The sequence below is a fragment of the Nocardia sp. NBC_00403 genome (genome assembly GCF_036046055.1).
In the GTDB taxonomy this organism is placed as follows: Bacteria; Actinomycetota; Actinomycetes; order Mycobacteriales; family Mycobacteriaceae; genus Nocardia.
On record NZ_CP107939.1, the window covers coordinates 4,966,736 to 4,982,717 of the forward strand.

Genomic DNA, 15,982 nt, shown 5'->3' on the forward strand with positions numbered 1-15,982 from the left:
GCGTACTACCAGCACTCGCACACAATAAGGAGATTCGCCAATGACCATCCCGAAACCCGGCAGCATCCTGCTCGGCACCACCCAGCCCGCGGTCCTGCGCGACTGGTACCGCAAGGCACTCGCGCCAGAGCACACGGGCGACGGACCGATCGATCTCGGAGGGTTTCTGCTAGTCATCGATCAACGGGACGACGTCGGCTCGAAAACCAACGAGCCGGGCCGGGTGATCCTCAACTTCCACGTCGACAATTTCGACGAGGTCGAGGAACAGTTGCAGGCGGCGGGCGTGGAGTGGATCGCCCCCGCCGAGGATCGCCCGTCCGGCCGCTTCGCGACGTTCGCCGACCCTGACGGAAACTATCTTCAGATCATCCAGTTCAAGCGGAACGGGTGAGCCTGGCCTCGGCCCACACATAAGCTCAGTGAGCGAAAAGAAGTACCCGCGCTGCGCGGGCCGGGCCGATGAGAAAGCTGTCCTGGCCCGCACGGTGGTTGACGGCGGTTAGTGGAACGAGCATCGAGCCCGCCGTGATCAGCACCGGAAACTGTCGTAGCTTTCTGCTACCACGGAGTCTCGCGCTCCGGGTTGCCGGCCCGCCGACCCAAGCCGAAGCGGACCTTCGGCTGCTGCCCCGCCGCCGCCGTCGTCGGTGATCGGACCGAAGGGGACGGTGTGATTCTCAACGCATCGGATCCCGCAGGGTCGCAGCGCCGTTCGACTGGCTATTGCCGTGATTGCCTCGAAATATGCGATCGCGGTGCAGGTCCCGGCCGGTCGCGGGAAATTCCGTAGCCGGGGCGCGCCGGGCTTTTTTGCTGACAGGGCCTGTGGTGACCTGCGGAATCGCGGAAGATCGCGCGCGATGGTGGATGTATGTCAGTTGGGTATGACATTGTCGGAAGCATTGCAACTGCATCCGGAGCAGTCGGCGGATGCCGCCACCCTGCTGTATTCGGGTGCAATGTACTTCAGCGCGTAGGATTTTGGACGATTTCCGCTTACGCGCGGAGTGCTGGACGACTCGGCGGGCAAGTAGGAGGGGCACAACACCATGACCTCGGATCGGTTGATCGCGGGACGGTATCGGATCACGGATCCGATCGGTACCGGTGCGATGGGGGTTGTGTGGCGGGGGACCGACGTCCGATTGCGCCGTACCGTCGCGGTGAAGCAACTGCTGCTCGCACCGGGTCTGTCCCGGTCGGCCGCCATCGAGGCCAGGCTGCGGGCGATGCGGGAGGGGCGGATCGCGGCCCGTCTGCATCATCCCAATGCGATCACCGTTTTCGATGTCGCCGAAGAGGACGGCCAGCCGTGGCTGGTGATGGAGTACATGAACGCTCCGAGTCTGGCGGCCAAACTGTCCGGCAAGCGCACGCTCACGCCGATAGAGGTGGCCAAGATCGGCGCCCAGGCCGCCGGTGCCCTGGCCGCCGCGCACGACGCGGGCATCATGCACCGGGACGTGAAGCCGGCGAATCTGCTTGTCGGCGATGACGGGACGGTGAAGATCACCGACTTCGGCATCTCCCGCGCGGTCGGAGATGTGACTGTCACTGCGACCGGTTTCCTGGCGGGCACACCTGCCTACTTGGCGCCGGAGGTGGCGCGCGGCGAGAATCCTGAGTCGGCCTCCGACGTGTTCGCGCTCGGTTCCACCCTGTACGCGGCGGTCGAGGGTTCGCCACCGTTCGGCGAGGGCGACAACCCCTTGGCGGTGCTGCATGCGGTGGCGCGCGGGGAGATACCGCCGCCGAAGCAGGCCGGTGCGCTCGGACCGGTGCTGCTGCGACTGCTCGCGCCGACGATCGATGCGCGCCCCACCATGCGCGAGGCGCAGGAGGCCATGGAAGCCGTTGCCGCGGGGCGTATCCCGGCCTTGGCGTCGGCACCGGCATCGACGAAGACGCTGCCTGCTCCAGGAGCGGACGCGACGACGGTGCTGGCCGCCCCCGGCTCCGACGGTGTGGCCGTAGCGGGCAATGCCGCCGGGGCCACCGAGATGATCTCCGCCGCCGCAGCGTCGGGCGCGCCTGCCGTCGCCGCGGCCGCCGCACCGCCCGCGCCGCCGAGCCGCTCGGGTGGCACGCTGCCCGGCGGTTCCGGTGACGGTCAGTCGCGTGGGCGGTTGCTTGCCGTCACGGCTATCGCGGTCGTCGCGGTGCTCATCGTGGTCGGACTGATCGTGGCCTCGACCAACGGTGACGGCGCGGACGGCCCGACCGCCGCGCCGTCGACCGGTGCCGTCATCTCGGGCGCCGCGGAAAGCCCGGCGGACCCGTCGACGAACGCCGTGGGACCGGCTCAGCAGGAGCCGTCCGCCGCATCGCAGGCGACGACTCCCGCTGCCTCCTCGGCGTCGGTCACGCCGAGCCCATCGGTCAAACCGACCACCACCCGACCGCCGGCTACCACCATCACCACCACACCGTTCGGCCCGCCCACTGCCGAGCGGATCGCGCAATTCATCCAGGGCTACTACGGAATGCTGCCCGGCAATGTGGGCGCCGCGTGGTCCCAGTTGTCGCCCGCCTATCAGGCTCAGACCGGCGGCTACGACGCCTACGCCCGGTTCTGGGGTTCGGTCCGCTCGGTGAGCGTGGGTGCCGTCACACCGAACGGTGAGAACCGAGCGGTCGCTTCGCTGACCTATAACCTGAAGGACGGCACGACCCCATCGGAGAACCGGTGGTTCCAGATCGCGTCGGACAATGGGCGACTGCTGATCGCGGCCTCTGGCACGTAGTCGGCGACACGAAGGAGACGTACCGCAGGTGACAGCGCGATCAGAACTGGCGGGTGTGCTGTGGGACATGGACGGCACGCTGCTGGATTCGGAGAAGCTGTGGGACATCGGTGTCCGTGAGCTGGCGCGCCGGCACGGCCACGAGATGACCCAGGACCTGCGGCATGCATTGATCGGCGCTTCGGGCCCCGATGCGCTGCGCATCATGTTCGACGGCCTCGGCATCGAGCACACCGCCGCCGCTGTGCGCGCCGCGGGCGAGTTCCTGGAGCGGCGGGTGACCGAGTTGATGACGGGCCCGATTCCGTGGCGTCCCGGCGCGAAAGACGCACTGGCTCTGGTGCGGACGGCGGGACTTGCCACGGCACTGGTCACCAACACCAAACGGTCGCTCACCGAATTCGGACTCGACACCCTCGGCCGTGACTTCTTCGACGAGTCGGTCTGCGGCGACGAGGTGGCCAACGGCAAGCCCGAACCCGACGTCTATCTGCGCGCCGCGGGGCTGCTCGGTGTCGACCCGCGCAACTGCGTCGCCATCGAGGATTCGCCGACCGGCGCACGTGCGGCCCAGGCCGCGGGCTGCGCGGTGATCGTGATCCCGTGCGAGATTCCGGTGCCGCAGCTGCCGGGCCGCGTCTTCCGTGATTCACTGGTCGGGTTGACTCTCGGCGATCTGCACGACGCATTGCGCGTGCGCGACGCGATGGCGGCTTCGGCAGAATCCGGCCATCGGCGTTGATCTTGTTCTGCGCCACAACAATTCGGTCGACGCCATTGTGACCGACAGGTATACACCGCCGATGCCGGGCGAGTCTCAGTGAGAGTTACTGTGCCGCAACACAAATGAGTGCTGTTCGGGGGTGTGACGGTAGTCACGGGCAATCTTTCCGAATCCCGGGCGTGTCTGCGAATGCTGCACCAAAATTACGCCATGACAGCGACGGGAGTGCTGGATGAAATCGTCGATACGGCACGGTATTCGCTTGCGGATCCTGGGGGATCGTCCTGGCGGGATACGGTGGCGCGGGCGCGCGCGGAATTGGCCGAGGTCGGCTGCACTGTGCTGCGGGAATTCATCCGGCCGGAGCTGATCGAGACGCTGCGCGCGCAGGGGGAGGCGATAGCGCCCGAGGCGTATTACGAGGTCGAGCGGGTGAATGCGTACAACATTCCGCTGGATACCGAACTGCCGGAAGACCATCCGGGACGGATCGTGCTAACCCGCGGAAATGCGTTCGTGCCGCGCGATCGGATCCCGGTCGACGCACTGATCCACCGCCTCTACATCAGCGCGGTGTTCCAGCGGTTCGTCGCGGATTGTTTCGGGCTGGCCGAACTGCACGAATTCGCCGATCCGCTGGCCGGACTCTGTCTGAATGTCGTCGCGCCCGGAATGGCGCATCCGTGGCATTTCGACACCAACGAATTCACCGTCAGCATGCTGACGCAGCCCGCCGAGACGGGCGGTGTCTTCGAGTATTGCCCCAATATCCGCTCGACCGAGACCGAGAACCTCGACAACGTGCGCGCCGTGCTCACCGGCGCGGGGGCACGGCTGATCCGGCGACTGGACTTGCGGCCCGGCGACCTGCAGCTGTTCAAGGGCCGCTTCTCGCTGCACCGGGTGTCGCCGGTCGAGGGCGGCACGCAACGACATTCGGCGATCTTCGCCTACACGAATCGTCCCGGCGTCATCGGCACCGTGGAGCGCACTCGCCAGCTGTTCGGGCGGGTGCTGCCCGACCACCTGGCCGCCGCGGCCGACGCCGTCCGAGGCGACCGATTGCTCGACTGAGTACAACGACGCTGCCTGGGCAGTACATAGCTCGACCCGAGAGGAACGAACTAGTGTCAGTGCCGTTACACACGACCGGAAAAGCTTCCTTCGACGATATCTACACCCGTCCCGATCCCCGCGACTACTACGCCCGGATGGCCGAACTCGACTATCGGATTCCGGAACTGGCGAAACCGTTCTTCCAGCAACAGATTCGGGAGTATTGCGCCTCGGCGCGCGTGAGCACCCCGACGGTGCTCGACATCGGCTGTTCCTACGGCGTCAATGCGGCACTGCTGCGCCTGGACACCACCATCGGCGAACTCGCCGGGCACTACCGGCGGGCCGAAGGCGACCAGACCGCGCTCATCGCCCGCGATCGAGCCCGGCTGGCCGCGCAGGACCGGCTGCCCGATGTTCGCTTCATCGGCATGGATGTCGCTCACCCCGCCCTGTCCTACGCCAACGCCGCCGGATTCCTGCACGACACCGTGCACGCCGACCTGGAGGCCACGGACCCGACCGAGCAGCAGCGAGCCATCCTGGCGACTGCGGATATCGTCGTGTCCACCGGCTGTGTCGGTTACGTGACCGAAAAAACATTGTCCCGGGTTGCGCTCGCGCACCCACACCGGCGGCCGTGGATGGCACACTTCGTCTTGCGCATGTTCAGCTTCGAGCCGATGGCCGCGGAGCTTGCCGCGCTCGGCTACCGCACCGAGCAGGCGCCCGGCATCTTCGAGCAACGCAGGTTCGCCTCCGACGCCGAACGCACGCAGGTGCTGAATACCCTGTCCGACAATGGCATCGACACCACCGATCGCGAAACCGAAGGCTGGCTCTACGCCAACCTGTACCTCTCCCGCCCGCTGACCGAACACGCCGACCCCGAGGAACTGCATTGAGTCAACGCACCTTCGCCGCCGACGAACACCTGCCCCGGGTGCCGCTGCCGACGCTGGAGGACAGCTGCACCCGATTCCTGGAATGGTGCGCACCGCTGCTGACCGCCGATGAAATCACCACCACCGAGGCGGCCGTCGCCGACCTGCTGGCCGCGGACGGCCCCGGCCGGACTCTGCACGCCGCACTGGCGGAATACGACGCGACCCCTGGCGTCGGGAGCTGGCTGGATCTGTTCTGGCCGTCGCGCTACCTCGGCAGGCGCGATCGAATCGCCTTGAACGCCAACTTCTTCTTCCTCTTCCGCGACGACACCCCGTTGGCCACCTCGACCGCTCCCGACCAGGTGGAGCGCGCGGCGGGGATCGTCGCGGCCGCCGTCGACTACAAGCTGGCGCTGGACGCCGAGGACGTCCCGCCCGCCACCCAGCGTGGGCAGTTGCTGACGATGTGGCAGCACAAATACCTGTTCTCCGAGACGCGGATTCCCGGCGCGGAACAGGATTCCGTGCGGGTGCCCTACAGCGCGGAATGGCCGGGGCCGTCGCAGGCCGGGCACATCGTCGTGTTCTTCCGCGGGAGCATGTTCCGGATGGAAGTGATCGGGCCCGACGGCGCGCCCTACTCGCTCGACGACCTCGCCGACGGTCTGCGCGCGGTATTGAAGGCCGGTGCGCGCTCGGCCCGCACCGACACCGCGGTCGGGCATCTGACCACCAAAGCGCGTGCCGAATGGGCGGCGAGCAGACAAGAGTTGCGCGCCGAACCGTCCAACATCGCGGCGCTGGACACCATCGAGACCGCATTGTTCTGCCTGTGTCTGGAGGACTTCACCCCACGCGACGAATTGCAGGCCTGCGATCAGCTGCTGCATGGCGACAGCGCCAACAGGTGGTTCGACAAGGCCGTGTCGTTCATTGTCTTCGGCGACGGGCAGGCCGGCATCAATATCGAGCACTGCGGGTTGGACGGCACCACCATCCTGTCGTTCGTGGACACGCTGCTGGAAAAGCCCACGCAAGAGCATGCCGACCGGTCCGGCGCACAGCCGCAGGGGCTGCCCCCGGTCGAACCGATCGAGTTCGTGCTCGATGCTGCCCAGCGCAGCGATATCGCGGCGGCGGGAGCGGCCTTCGCTCGGTATGCGGCCGAGAACGCCACCACCACAGTCACTTTCGAGAACTTCGGCACCGCGCGGGCCAAGCAGCTCGGCATCTCGCCGGATGCCTTCGCGCAGTTGAGCTATCAGCTGGCCCACCGTCGCAGCAAAGGTGTCACCGGCGCCACCTACGAATCCATCGCGACGCGCCAATACCGCAACGGCCGCACCGAGGCGATGCGGGTAGTGACCCCACAGCTGGTGGCCTTCGTCGACGCCATGCAGGATCCCGCGGCCGCTCCCGCCGACCGGGTGACCGCGGCACGGGCCGCGGCGACCGCACACGTCGAGCGGGCCAAACAGTGCCAGGCAGGGGACGCGCCCGAACAGCACCTCTGGGAGCTGCAGTGGATTCAACGCCGCCGCGGAGCCGAGCTCGGCGTCGAAGCGCCGATCCCGCTCTACGACAGCCCGGGCTGGACGATCATGCGCGACGACTATCTGAGCACCAGCTCGGCGCCGTCGGTCAACATCCGCTACTTCGGATTCGGGTCCACCAGTCCCAAGTGCATCGGCGTCGCATACGTGCTGCTGCCGGACCGGTGGAATCTGTACCTCGCGACGCCGCGCGCGGTCGCGAACGAGATGCATGTGTTCGCCGACCATCTGCGCACGGCTGTCGCTGATCTCGAGGCGCTGCTCTCGGGCGCGTGATCAGGCAGTTCCGATACACCGGCCGTCGTGGTTGCGGCGGCCGGACCTCATCGGTGGCATGTGCACGCGGATGACGGGTTCGGCTGGCCGTCGCCGCCGGTGTCCTGCCGGGCAGGTGGTGGTCGGCGGAGATGGCAGGTGGCGTAGCGGTGCGTGCGGACCGCAGCAACAGGCCCGCATGCGGGTCTGAAAGAATGACCTCTCGTGAAGAACTTCGAAACCCTGTTCGCCGAGCTCCAGGATCGTGCAGTCACCCGCCCCGAGGGGTCTGGGACTGTCGCTGCGCTGGACGCAGGCGTGCATAGCCAGGGCAAGAAGGTGCTCGAGGAAGCCGGTGAAGTGTGGCTCGCCGCCGAGCACGAGAGCGACGAGTCGCTCGCGGAGGAGATCTCGCAACTGCTCTATTGGGTCCAGGTGCTGATGGTCGGCCGCGGATTGAAGCTCGAAGACGTGTACCGACATCTGTGACGGTCGCCGGATTCCGTAGTTTCTCCCTTCCGAAAGGACACCCTCCCCATGCTGCGCGTCGCAGTCCCCAATAAAGGCGCCCTGTCCGAATCCGCCACCTCGATCCTGTCCGAGGCCGGCTACCGCAAGCGCACCGATTCCCGCGACCTGACCGTCCTCGATCCGGCCAACCAGGTGGAGTTCTTCTTCCTGCGACCCAAGGACATCGCCATCTACGTCGGGTCGGGCGAGCTCGACCTCGGCATCACCGGTCGCGACCTCGCGCTGGATTCCGGTGCCACCGTCCAGGAACGGCTCTCGCTCGGCTTCGGCCGCTCCACCTTCCGCTATGCCGCCCCGGCCGGTCGCGAATGGAAGGTCGAGGACCTCTACGACAAGCGCATCGCCACCTCCTACCCGAACCTGGTACTCAGTGATCTGCGTGCACGCGGCATCGAGGCCGAGGTGATCCGCCTCGACGGCGCGGTCGAGATCTCCATCCAGCTCGGCGTCGCCGACGCCATCGCCGATGTGGTCGGCTCTGGGCGCACGCTGCGTCAGCACAATCTGGTCGCGTTCGGTGAGACGCTGTGCGATTCGGAGGGCGTGCTGATCGAACGGACCGGCTCCGATCAGAAGGACCGCGCCCGCAACCAGCTCATCGCGCGCGTTCAGGGCGTGGTGTTCGCACAGCAGTACCTGATGCTGGATTACGACTGCCCGAAGGAGCTCCTGGACGCCGCGGTACAGATCACCCCGGGTCTGGAGTCGCCGACGGTCTCGCCGCTGACCGATCCCGGCTGGGTCGCTGTCCGTGCCCTGGTGCCGCGCAAACAAGGCAACGAGGTCATGGATCAGCTTGCCGAGTTGGGTGCCAAGGCGATTCTCGCCACCGATATCCGCTCCTGCCGCGCCTTCTGAGGCGCCTCGGCGGGTGGCGGGTGCTTTGTCTGGTCGTGTTTGCTGCCCGAGAACGGCCGATGCGCGCGATTTCATCGCTATGGCATCGGCCGTTCGGCGCGTCTGAGTTGCCGAGTGTTCGGGCGGCCGCGAGCGGGTGTCCTACCCATGAACACGGTCGGTTTGTCTTGTCCGGGTGATTAATTCACGTCGAGCGCAACCGGTGTGCTGCCTCGTCGAACGTTGCTACTGTGCGGCCTCTCGATGAGGAAACGCAAGGAGCACATCGTGTCACAGACACCGCCTGAGGAACGTTCGGGCAGCACATTCGCGTGGAGTGAGGACTGGCTGGCGGCAATTGTCGGACTCGCCCTCATTGCGCTGGTTCTCGTCGGCGTCATCCCGGATTGGCTGGTGCCGTGATGTCGGAGACCGATGCGGAAGTACCCGCGGTAGCCGAGGCTGACAATACGATCGACACCGAGCAGCCGGCGGCGACAACCGATGCCGCTGCGCAGTCGGACGTCGATGCTCGTGCGCAGTCGGACACCGATGTGCCAGTGCGGTCGGAAACCGCTGCGCTGCAGGCGATCGCCCGCCCGACGGTGACGGAGGTGGTGGTAGGCATTGCCGTCGTCATCCTGCTCGGTGCGCTGACCCGCTACTTCGACACCCATGTGCCGCGCTGGGCTGTCGACACTCCGCTGCAGCGGGTCGCCAGGTCGATCGAGTTCCCGGTCTACGCGATCGGCATCGGCCTGCTCGGCAATGGGGTACTCGCCGAACTCGACTTGCGCGAACGGCTTTCGGCCGGCTTCCGCACCGAGTTCTTCATCAAGACCGGTGTGGTATTGCTCGGCGCATCGATCAACCTGAAGATTCTGGTGACCGCCGCGGGTCCGTCGATACTGCAGGCGCTGCTGCTGATCACCTCGGTGTTCGCCTTCACCTGGTGGCTCGGCGGTCGCCTCGGGCTCGACGACAAGCTGCGCGCCCTGCTGTCGTCCGCGGTGTCGATCTGCGGCGTCAGCGCGGCGATCGCGGCCGCGGGCGCGGTGCAGGCCCGACGTGAGCAGATCGCCTACGCCGCGTCGCTGGTGATCATTTTCGCGCTGCCCTCGATCTTCGTATTGCCGTGGCTCGCTGATGTTTTCGGGCTGCCCGACGCCGTAGCCGGAGCGTGGATCGGCGGCAATATCGACACCACCGCTGCCGTCGCCGCCTCCGGCGCCATCGCGGGGGAGAAGGCGTTACAGATCGCCACCATCGTGAAGACCACCCAGAACGCGCTGATCGGCATTGTCGCGATCGCGCTGACCGCCTACTTCACCCTGCGGGTCGAGCGGAGCGCGGGCGCGGCGCGGCCGTCGCTCGGGCAGTTTTGGGAGCGGTTCCCGAAGTTCGTGATCGGCTTCGTGGCCGCCTCCGTCATCGGTACTCTCTACCTACAGTCGGTGGACAAAAAGGCCGGCGCGGCCCACATCGCGATCATCAACGACCTGCGCACCTGGTTTCTGATCTTCGCGTTCGTTTCCATCGGCCTGGAGTTCTCGCTACGCGGCCTGCGCGAGGCGGGCTGGCGCCCGATTGTGGTCTTCGGTTCGGCTGTCGTGGTGAATCTTCTTGTCGGCCTCGGCCTTTCGGTGCTGCTGTTCCACAACTTCACGGTTTGACCGGCGCGTGCCGCATCCACACGTTGGTGGGTGCGGCGCGGTGACCAGCGTCGATTGCTCACGAAATGTTAACGATTCGTTCCCGATACTGGATGACGAAAGTGTCGGAAGATGTCTGGGGCGCCGTGGTGCCACAGCGTTATGACTATCGGAGGACAGTGATGGATATCGGCGTCGAAACGGCCGGCCCGTGGCGGAGAACTCGAAATATGCTGATCGCCGCGGGGGACGTGATGGGCGTGATGGTGTTGAGCGGGGCGGTGTACGTGCTCGGATCCCATGGCGGCGCGCTGGATGCGTTACTGGCGTTCCGCGCGAAGTAGTCGCTCACTCCGTGACCGCGTCGGCCAGCGTCTCATCCGCTGATTCGCGGGTGCCGCCATCCGGCCAGCCGGGGTACGGCGGGGGTGTGCCGCCGAATTCGGGGCATAGGTCTTTATAGGCACAGTAGTCGCAGAGCCAGCTGGTGTTCGGGCGGAAGTCCCCGGTGCGGCCCGCCTCGAGAATCGCCTGCCACAGCGCGGAGAGGGTGCGTTCGAAGCGCAGCAGCTCGTCCTCGTCGGGGGCGTAGGTGAGCAGTTGTTCGTCGGCCAGGTAGATCAGCCGTAGTTGGGTGGGCAGAATGCCGCGGGTGCGCAGCACGACCAGCGCGTAGAACTTCAGCTGGAACAGCGCCTTGGCCTCCTGTGCCACTCCCGGCGCGCGACCGGTCTTGTAGTCGACCACGCGAAGCTGACCGGTTGGCGCGACATCGATGCGATCGACGAAGCCGCGCAGCAGCACTCCGTCGTCGAGTTCGACCTCGACTCTCGACTCGCAGGATTCCGGGTCGAACCGGGTCGGATCTTCGAGCCGGTAGTACGTCTCGATGAGTGTGCGCACCTCGCCGAGGAATTCGGCAAGACCGCCGTCGGCCACGAGTTCGTCGATTTCGGGTTGTTCGGCGAGCACACGGGCCCAGGCCGGTTCGGCGAGCAGGGCGGCGCGCTCAGGGCTGCGCTCGGCCGCCGGAAGCCCGTAGAGGTCCTCCAGCACCGCATGCACAACCGTGCCGCGCACGGCGTTGCGTGACGGCGGCTCCGGGATCCGATCGATGGCGCGGAAGCGGTATTTCAGTGGGCACTGCTTGAAATCCATTGCCCGCGAAGGGGACAACGCCGGCCGGGAGCGATCTGGCATCGCTCCGGGCTCGGGCGCCGCATCGGCGTCGGCGGGGGGCGTGGTCACGGGCACTGGCATACCTGGCAGGCTATCCGGCGGTACCGACACGCCGGTGCCAACACTGTAGGACCGCATCGACCGATCGAAACGGAGATTCATGACGGCCAGACGGACCGGGCCATTCACCACCGGTGACCGGGTACAGCTGACCGATGCCAAAGGGCGCCTCTACACAGTGGTGCTGGAACCCGGTAAGGAGTTCCACACGCATCGCGGCGGGATCAAGCACGACAGCCTGATCGGCGCCGACGAGGGCACGGTGGTGAACTCGACGAACGGCACGCCCTATCTCGCGCTGCGCCCGCTGCTGGTCGATTACGTGCTGTCGATGCCGCGCGGCGCCGCGGTCATCTACCCCAAAGACGCCGCGCAGATCGTGCACGAGGGCGATATGTTCCCCGGCGCGCGGGTGTTGGAGGCCGGAGCGGGCTCCGGCGCGCTCACATGTTCGCTACTTCGCGCGGTCGGTCCGCAGGGTGAAGTTATCTCTTACGAGATCCGTGATGACCATGCCGAGCACGCCGTACGCAATGTCGAGACGTTCTTCGGCGAACGTCCGGCTAACTGGTCGCTGACCGTCGCCGACGTCGCGGCCTATGACGGCCCGCCGGTCGATCGCGTCGTGCTCGACATGCTCGCCCCATGGGATGCGCTGCCCGCGGTGAGCCAGGCGCTGGTGCCCGGCGGTGTGCTGATCGTCTATGTGGCCACCGTCACACAGCTGTCGAAAGTCGTGGAGGCCTTGCGTGAACAGGAGTGCTGGACCGAGCCGCGCTCATGGGAATCGATGGTGCGTGGCTGGCATGTCGTCGGTCTTGCGGTTCGGCCGGAACATCGCATGCAGGGCCACACCGCCTTCCTGGTGAGTGCACGGCGACTGGCGGAGGGCACCGTCACGCCGAAGCCGCAGCGCAGGCCGTCCAAGGGCTGATGTAGCGAGCGCAACATGACCGATCGAACACAGACCGCCCTCGTCCCGTCGTATAGGGCGAGGGCGGCCTCGGGTCCGTGCCCGCTACGACGTGCAGGGCGCCTGGGCGAAGCCCAGCATGGTGCAGGCGGTGGCATCGGAGAGCTTCCACTTGCCATCGACGTGTTCCCAGGTCATCGGCATGGCCGGGGCAGCTCCGTGCGGGGAGGTGATGACGACCTGTGCGGTCGCGGTGGTGCCTTCGACCTTGACGTCGGTGACGGCGAAGGTCAGCGCACCGTAGCCGGCGAGCGCCTGATTCATCTGATCGATATTGGCGCTGCGCTTGTCGCCGTTGACGATGAGCGCGGTCTTCTCGGCTGTCGACTTGGCCGGATCGGCGACCAGCGTCAGGGTGGCCTTCAGTTCGTCCGCCAGCGGTGCGGTCGCGGTGCCGTGCGCACCGTGGTCGGCGCTGGTGGCCACCACACTGGTGGATGTCGCCGTTGCGGTGTCGGACTTGTCGTCGGAGCCGCAGGCGGTGAGCCCGAGGGTAACGGTGACGGCCGCTGCGGCGGTAGCCACGGAAACGCGCAGTGTCCTGGCGGGAAGGAGCATCGTCAGCAACCTTTCAGTTCAGTCGGCGGAGTAGGTCGCCGGAAGCAGGTTAGGGCAGGCTAACATGGTTCGTCCGGCCGCTGACCGCAGCCTAGATGTGATCACGACGAAACCATGTCGGAAAGCGAGAACAGTTCGCGCCCGGTAGCGTTGATAGACCGGGACTGGGAGGAGCAGCACATGAGCCCCATCGAGAATTCGGATTCGGCGGCCTGGAGAGAGCTCGAGGCGGTACGCGCCGAAGCGGCTGCACTCCGAAGGCAACTTGCCGATTCGCCGGATCATGCGCGGGAATTGGAAGCCCGCATCGATTCGCTGACCATTCGCAACGGCAAGCTGATGGACACACTCAAGGAAGCGCGTCAGCAGCTCGTCGCGTTGCGTGAGGAAGTCGATCGGCTGGGTCAGCCACCGAGCGGATACGGCGTTCTGATCGGCGTGTACGAGGATCAGACGGTCGACGTGTTCACTTCGGGTCGCAAGATGCGGTTGACGTGTTCACCGAACATCGACACCACGACCCTCGAATACGGCCAGACCGTCCGCCTCAATGAGGCGCTGACGGTTGTCGAGGCGAACTACTTCGACAAGGTCGGCGAGATCGGTACCCTGCGCGAGATCCTCGACGACGGCCGCCGGGCCCTTGTCGTCGGCCACGCCGATGAAGAGCGCGTGGTGTGGTTGGCGGGTCCGCTTGCCAAGGTCGCCGAGGTCGACGATATCGACGACCCCGATTCGCCCATTCGCAAGCTGCGCCCTGGCGACTCGCTATTGGTGGATACCAAGGCGGGCTTCGCCTTTGAGCGCATTCCCAAGGCCGAGGTCGAAGACCTCGTGCTGGAGGAAGTGCCCGATGTCGGCTACACCGATATCGGTGGCCTCGGTCGCCAGATCGAGCAGATCCGCGACGCGGTGGAACTGCCCTTCCTGCACAAGGAGCTGTTCCGTGAGTATGCGCTGCGCCCGCCCAAGGGCGTGCTGCTCTACGGTCCGCCCGGCTGCGGCAAGACGCTGATCGCGAAGGCGGTGGCCAACTCGCTGGCCAAGAAGATCGCCGAGTCCCGTGGTGAAGATGCCAAGGAAGCCAAGTCGTTCTTCCTCAACATCAAGGGCCCCGAGCTGCTGAACAAGTTCGTGGGTGAGACCGAGCGGCACATCAGGATCATCTTCCAGCGGGCACGGGAGAAGGCGTCCGAAGGCACGCCGGTGATCGTGTTCTTCGACGAGATGGACTCGATCTTCCGCACCCGCGGATCGGGCGTGTCCTCCGATGTGGAGACCACGGTCGTGCCGCAGCTGCTGTCGGAGATCGACGGTGTCGAGGGCCTCGAGAATGTCATCGTGATCGGCGCTTCCAACCGCGAGGACATGATCGACCCCGCGATCCTGCGACCGGGTCGTCTCGATGTCAAGATCAAGATCGAGCGGCCGGACGCGGAATCGGCGCAGGACATCTTCTCGAAGTACCTGACCGAGTTCCTGCCGCTGCACCAGGACGATCTCGCCGAGTTCGACGGCGACAAGGCCAAGTGCATCCGCGCGATGATCGAACGGGTCGTCGACCGGATGTACGCCGAGAGCGAGGACAACCGCTTCCTGGAGGTCACCTACGCCAACGGTGACAAGGAAGTCCTGTACTTCAAGGACTTCAACTCCGGCGCCATGATCCAGAACATCGTGGACCGCTCCAAGAAGTACGCCATCAAGGCGGTGCTCGACACCGGTAGCCCGGGTCTGCGCATCCAGCATCTCTACGATTCGATCGTGGACGAGTTCTCTGAGAACGAGGACCTGCCCAACACCACGAATCCCGATGACTGGGCTCGTATTTCGGGTAAGAAGGGCGAGCGGATCGTCTATATCCGCACGCTGGTGACAGGCAAGAACGCCTCGGCCAGTCGCGCGATCGACACCGAGTCGAATACGGGTCAGTACCTGTAGGTTCGAGACCGAGGGCCGCGCTTTCCACGGGAAGCGCGGCCCTTTGGTGTGTGGCGATCAGTGCCGGGGCGCGGTGCGTTTGGCATAGGAGGTGACCGGTGTCGCTTCCATGCGTTCGATGTCGTTCAGTGCGCTGATCCGGTCGGTCAGGTAGGTGGCGAGGGCGGCCGAATCTCGCAGGACCGTGATGACGATCAGGTTGTGTACACCGGTCATCGCGCCGATGAACGCCACTTCGTTGTCGGCGGCCAGCGCCCGAGCGACGTTGATCAGATGGGTCGGCGCCACCGTGAGCCAGAGCACGCACTGCGTCGAGTAGCCGAACACCGCGGGCTCGACCTCGACCTCGAGCCGCACCGCCTGGGCACGCCGCAGTTCTTCCAGACGGCGTCGGACCGCGGATTCCGACCAGCCGAGCCTGCGCGCCAGGTCGGGGTAGGTGGCTCGGCCGTCCACCGCGAGCGCCGGGACCAGCGCCCGGTCGAGATCGATCGGGGAGACCGGGGCGGCCTCGTCCTCATGTGGCGGCCGCAGCGCATCGATCTGAGACCCCGTGAGCGCCGAGGTGCGGCCATGCCAACGGCCGTCCATCAGTTGGGCCAGCAGTTGTTGCGCGGACACGTCGCGAACCTATGGGTGGCGTGCGAGCGCTGCCAGCGGCACCGCCCCACCGTCGGGGACACGAAAGACGCAGGCGATCTCCGTGCCGCTCGACATCGTGGTGACCCAGGCGGTGTCGGGGCGCCGGGCCAGCGCGCGGGCCAGGACGTCGGTCCCGTGCGGGAGCACGCGCATGCGCACCACCCACTCGGCCGCCCCGGATAGGTCGCTGTCGGTCGCGCTGGTCACCCGCAGCTTTCCCGCGGCGCGCAGCCGTTCATAGCGTCGGGCGACGGTGCGGTCGGAGACGCCGAGTACTTCGGCGATCCTGCTGAACGACGCGCGCCCGTCGATCTGCAAGCGCGTGCAGTAGCTGCAGGTCGAGGTTGTCGAGCGGGTGGTGTGTGTCCGATTCCACCAGTCCAGGGT

Annotated in this window: 17 protein-coding genes; 13 read left to right on the forward strand and 4 right to left on the reverse strand. The window is 66.3% G+C overall.

Annotated features, from left to right (window positions below; genetic code table 11):
* Positions 1-40 precede the first annotated feature (40 nt).
* The 11 genes from OHQ90_RS21995 to OHQ90_RS22045 all read left to right on the forward strand — a co-directional run bounded on the left by OHQ90_RS21995 (position 41) and on the right by OHQ90_RS22045 (position 10,586).
* Entirely contained in the window at positions 41-394 is a 354-nt protein-coding gene (locus OHQ90_RS21995; RefSeq protein WP_328400332.1) for a VOC family protein, read from the forward strand.
* A gap of 658 nt (positions 395-1,052) precedes the next feature.
* A complete protein-coding gene (locus tag OHQ90_RS22000; RefSeq protein WP_328400334.1) occupies positions 1,053-2,747 on the forward strand; it encodes a serine/threonine-protein kinase in 1,695 nt (564 codons plus the stop codon).
* Between the two features lie 67 nt (positions 2,748-2,814).
* Positions 2,815-3,489, forward strand: coding sequence for an HAD family hydrolase (locus OHQ90_RS22005; protein ID WP_328413027.1), 675 nt, complete (start codon positions 2,815-2,817; stop codon positions 3,487-3,489).
* A 192-nt stretch (positions 3,490-3,681) separates the two neighbouring features.
* The gene (locus OHQ90_RS22010; RefSeq protein ID WP_328400336.1) at positions 3,682-4,545 is read left to right on the forward strand and encodes a HalD/BesD family halogenase; all 864 of its coding nucleotides are present in this window, start codon (positions 3,682-3,684) and stop codon (positions 4,543-4,545) included.
* A 53-nt stretch (positions 4,546-4,598) separates the two neighbouring features.
* Entirely contained in the window at positions 4,599-5,432 is an 834-nt protein-coding gene (locus tag OHQ90_RS22015; protein ID WP_328400338.1) for a class I SAM-dependent methyltransferase, read from the forward strand.
* On the forward strand, positions 5,429-7,243 hold the full coding sequence (locus OHQ90_RS22020; RefSeq protein ID WP_328400341.1) for a choline/carnitine O-acyltransferase: 1,815 nt from the start codon (positions 5,429-5,431) through the stop codon (positions 7,241-7,243). Before OHQ90_RS22015 ends, OHQ90_RS22020 begins: the two co-directional genes overlap by 4 nt.
* Before the next feature lie 204 nt (positions 7,244-7,447).
* Positions 7,448-7,711 carry a phosphoribosyl-ATP diphosphatase gene (locus OHQ90_RS22025; protein ID WP_040735712.1) on the forward strand — a complete coding sequence of 88 codons (264 nt, stop codon included), beginning with the start codon at positions 7,448-7,450 and terminating at the stop codon, positions 7,709-7,711.
* Positions 7,712-7,759: 48 nt separating this feature from the next.
* The gene (gene hisG, locus OHQ90_RS22030) at positions 7,760-8,611 is read left to right on the forward strand and encodes an ATP phosphoribosyltransferase (RefSeq protein ID WP_328400344.1); all 852 of its coding nucleotides are present in this window, start codon (positions 7,760-7,762) and stop codon (positions 8,609-8,611) included.
* 267 nt (positions 8,612-8,878) lie between these two features.
* On the forward strand, positions 8,879-9,013 hold the full coding sequence (locus OHQ90_RS22035; protein WP_328400346.1) for a hypothetical protein: 135 nt from the start codon (positions 8,879-8,881) through the stop codon (positions 9,011-9,013).
* A complete protein-coding gene (locus tag OHQ90_RS22040) occupies positions 9,013-10,263 on the forward strand; it encodes a YeiH family protein (protein ID WP_328400348.1) in 1,251 nt (416 codons plus the stop codon). Before OHQ90_RS22035 ends, OHQ90_RS22040 begins: the two co-directional genes overlap by 1 nt.
* 92 nt (positions 10,264-10,355) lie before the next feature.
* On the forward strand, positions 10,356-10,586 hold the full coding sequence (locus OHQ90_RS22045; protein ID WP_328400350.1) for a hypothetical protein: 231 nt from the start codon (positions 10,356-10,358) through the stop codon (positions 10,584-10,586).
* Between the two features lie 4 nt (positions 10,587-10,590).
* Here the strand turns inward: OHQ90_RS22045 and OHQ90_RS22050 are convergent, their stop codons facing one another.
* Positions 10,591-11,502: a RecB family exonuclease gene (locus OHQ90_RS22050; protein WP_442941152.1), complete on the reverse strand. Its 912-nt coding sequence runs from the start codon at positions 11,500-11,502 to the stop codon at positions 10,591-10,593.
* Between the two features lie 79 nt (positions 11,503-11,581).
* Here OHQ90_RS22050 and OHQ90_RS22055 point away from each other — a divergent pair, with 79 nt between their 5' ends.
* Positions 11,582-12,415, forward strand: coding sequence for a tRNA (adenine-N1)-methyltransferase (locus OHQ90_RS22055; RefSeq protein WP_328400352.1), 834 nt, complete (start codon positions 11,582-11,584; stop codon positions 12,413-12,415).
* A gap of 84 nt (positions 12,416-12,499) precedes the next feature.
* Here the strand turns inward: OHQ90_RS22055 and OHQ90_RS22060 are convergent, their stop codons facing one another.
* Positions 12,500-13,012 (reverse strand): hypothetical protein, encoded by a 513-nt coding sequence (locus OHQ90_RS22060; RefSeq protein ID WP_328400354.1) that lies wholly within the window; start codon positions 13,010-13,012, stop codon positions 12,500-12,502.
* Positions 13,013-13,126: 114 nt separating this feature from the next.
* Here OHQ90_RS22060 and arc point away from each other — a divergent pair, with 114 nt between their 5' ends.
* The gene (arc, locus tag OHQ90_RS22065) at positions 13,127-14,953 is read left to right on the forward strand and encodes a proteasome ATPase (RefSeq protein WP_406229780.1); all 1,827 of its coding nucleotides are present in this window, start codon (positions 13,127-13,129) and stop codon (positions 14,951-14,953) included.
* 57 nt (positions 14,954-15,010) lie between these two features.
* On the opposite strand, the gene OHQ90_RS22070 is transcribed toward arc, so the two are convergent.
* Positions 15,011-15,574, reverse strand: coding sequence for an Lrp/AsnC family transcriptional regulator (locus OHQ90_RS22070; RefSeq protein WP_328400358.1), 564 nt, complete (start codon positions 15,572-15,574; stop codon positions 15,011-15,013).
* Positions 15,575-15,583: 9 nt separating this feature from the next.
* The gene (locus OHQ90_RS22075) at positions 15,584-15,913 is read right to left on the reverse strand and encodes an Lrp/AsnC family transcriptional regulator (protein WP_328400360.1); all 330 of its coding nucleotides are present in this window, start codon (positions 15,911-15,913) and stop codon (positions 15,584-15,586) included.
* Positions 15,914-15,982 lie beyond the last annotated feature (69 nt).

What these genes read in the sequence shown, in the direction of transcription:
- OHQ90_RS22040 (WP_328400348.1), top strand. Translation starts at nt 9,013, where the DNA reads ATGTCGGAGACCGATGCGGAAGTACCCGCGGTAGCCGAGGCTGACAAT.
- OHQ90_RS22045 (WP_328400350.1), top strand. Translation starts at nt 10,356, where the DNA reads ATGACGAAAGTGTCGGAAGATGTCTGGGGCGCCGTGGTGCCACAGCGT.
- arc (WP_406229780.1), top strand. Translation starts at nt 13,127, where the DNA reads ATGTCGGAAAGCGAGAACAGTTCGCGCCCGGTAGCGTTGATAGACCGG.
- OHQ90_RS22060 (WP_328400354.1), bottom strand. Translation starts at nt 13,012, where the DNA reads ATGCTCCTTCCCGCCAGGACACTGCGCGTTTCCGTGGCTACCGCCGCA.
- OHQ90_RS22010 (WP_328400336.1), top strand. Translation starts at nt 3,682, where the DNA reads ATGACAGCGACGGGAGTGCTGGATGAAATCGTCGATACGGCACGGTAT.
- OHQ90_RS22005 (WP_328413027.1), top strand. Translation starts at nt 2,815, where the DNA reads ATGGACGGCACGCTGCTGGATTCGGAGAAGCTGTGGGACATCGGTGTC.
- OHQ90_RS22000 (WP_328400334.1), top strand. Translation starts at nt 1,053, where the DNA reads ATGACCTCGGATCGGTTGATCGCGGGACGGTATCGGATCACGGATCCG.
- OHQ90_RS22055 (WP_328400352.1), top strand. Translation starts at nt 11,582, where the DNA reads ATGACGGCCAGACGGACCGGGCCATTCACCACCGGTGACCGGGTACAG.
- hisG (WP_328400344.1), top strand. Translation starts at nt 7,760, where the DNA reads ATGCTGCGCGTCGCAGTCCCCAATAAAGGCGCCCTGTCCGAATCCGCC.
- OHQ90_RS22050 (WP_442941152.1), bottom strand. Translation starts at nt 11,502, where the DNA reads ATGCCAGTGCCCGTGACCACGCCCCCCGCCGACGCCGATGCGGCGCCC.
- OHQ90_RS21995 (WP_328400332.1), top strand. Translation starts at nt 41, where the DNA reads ATGACCATCCCGAAACCCGGCAGCATCCTGCTCGGCACCACCCAGCCC.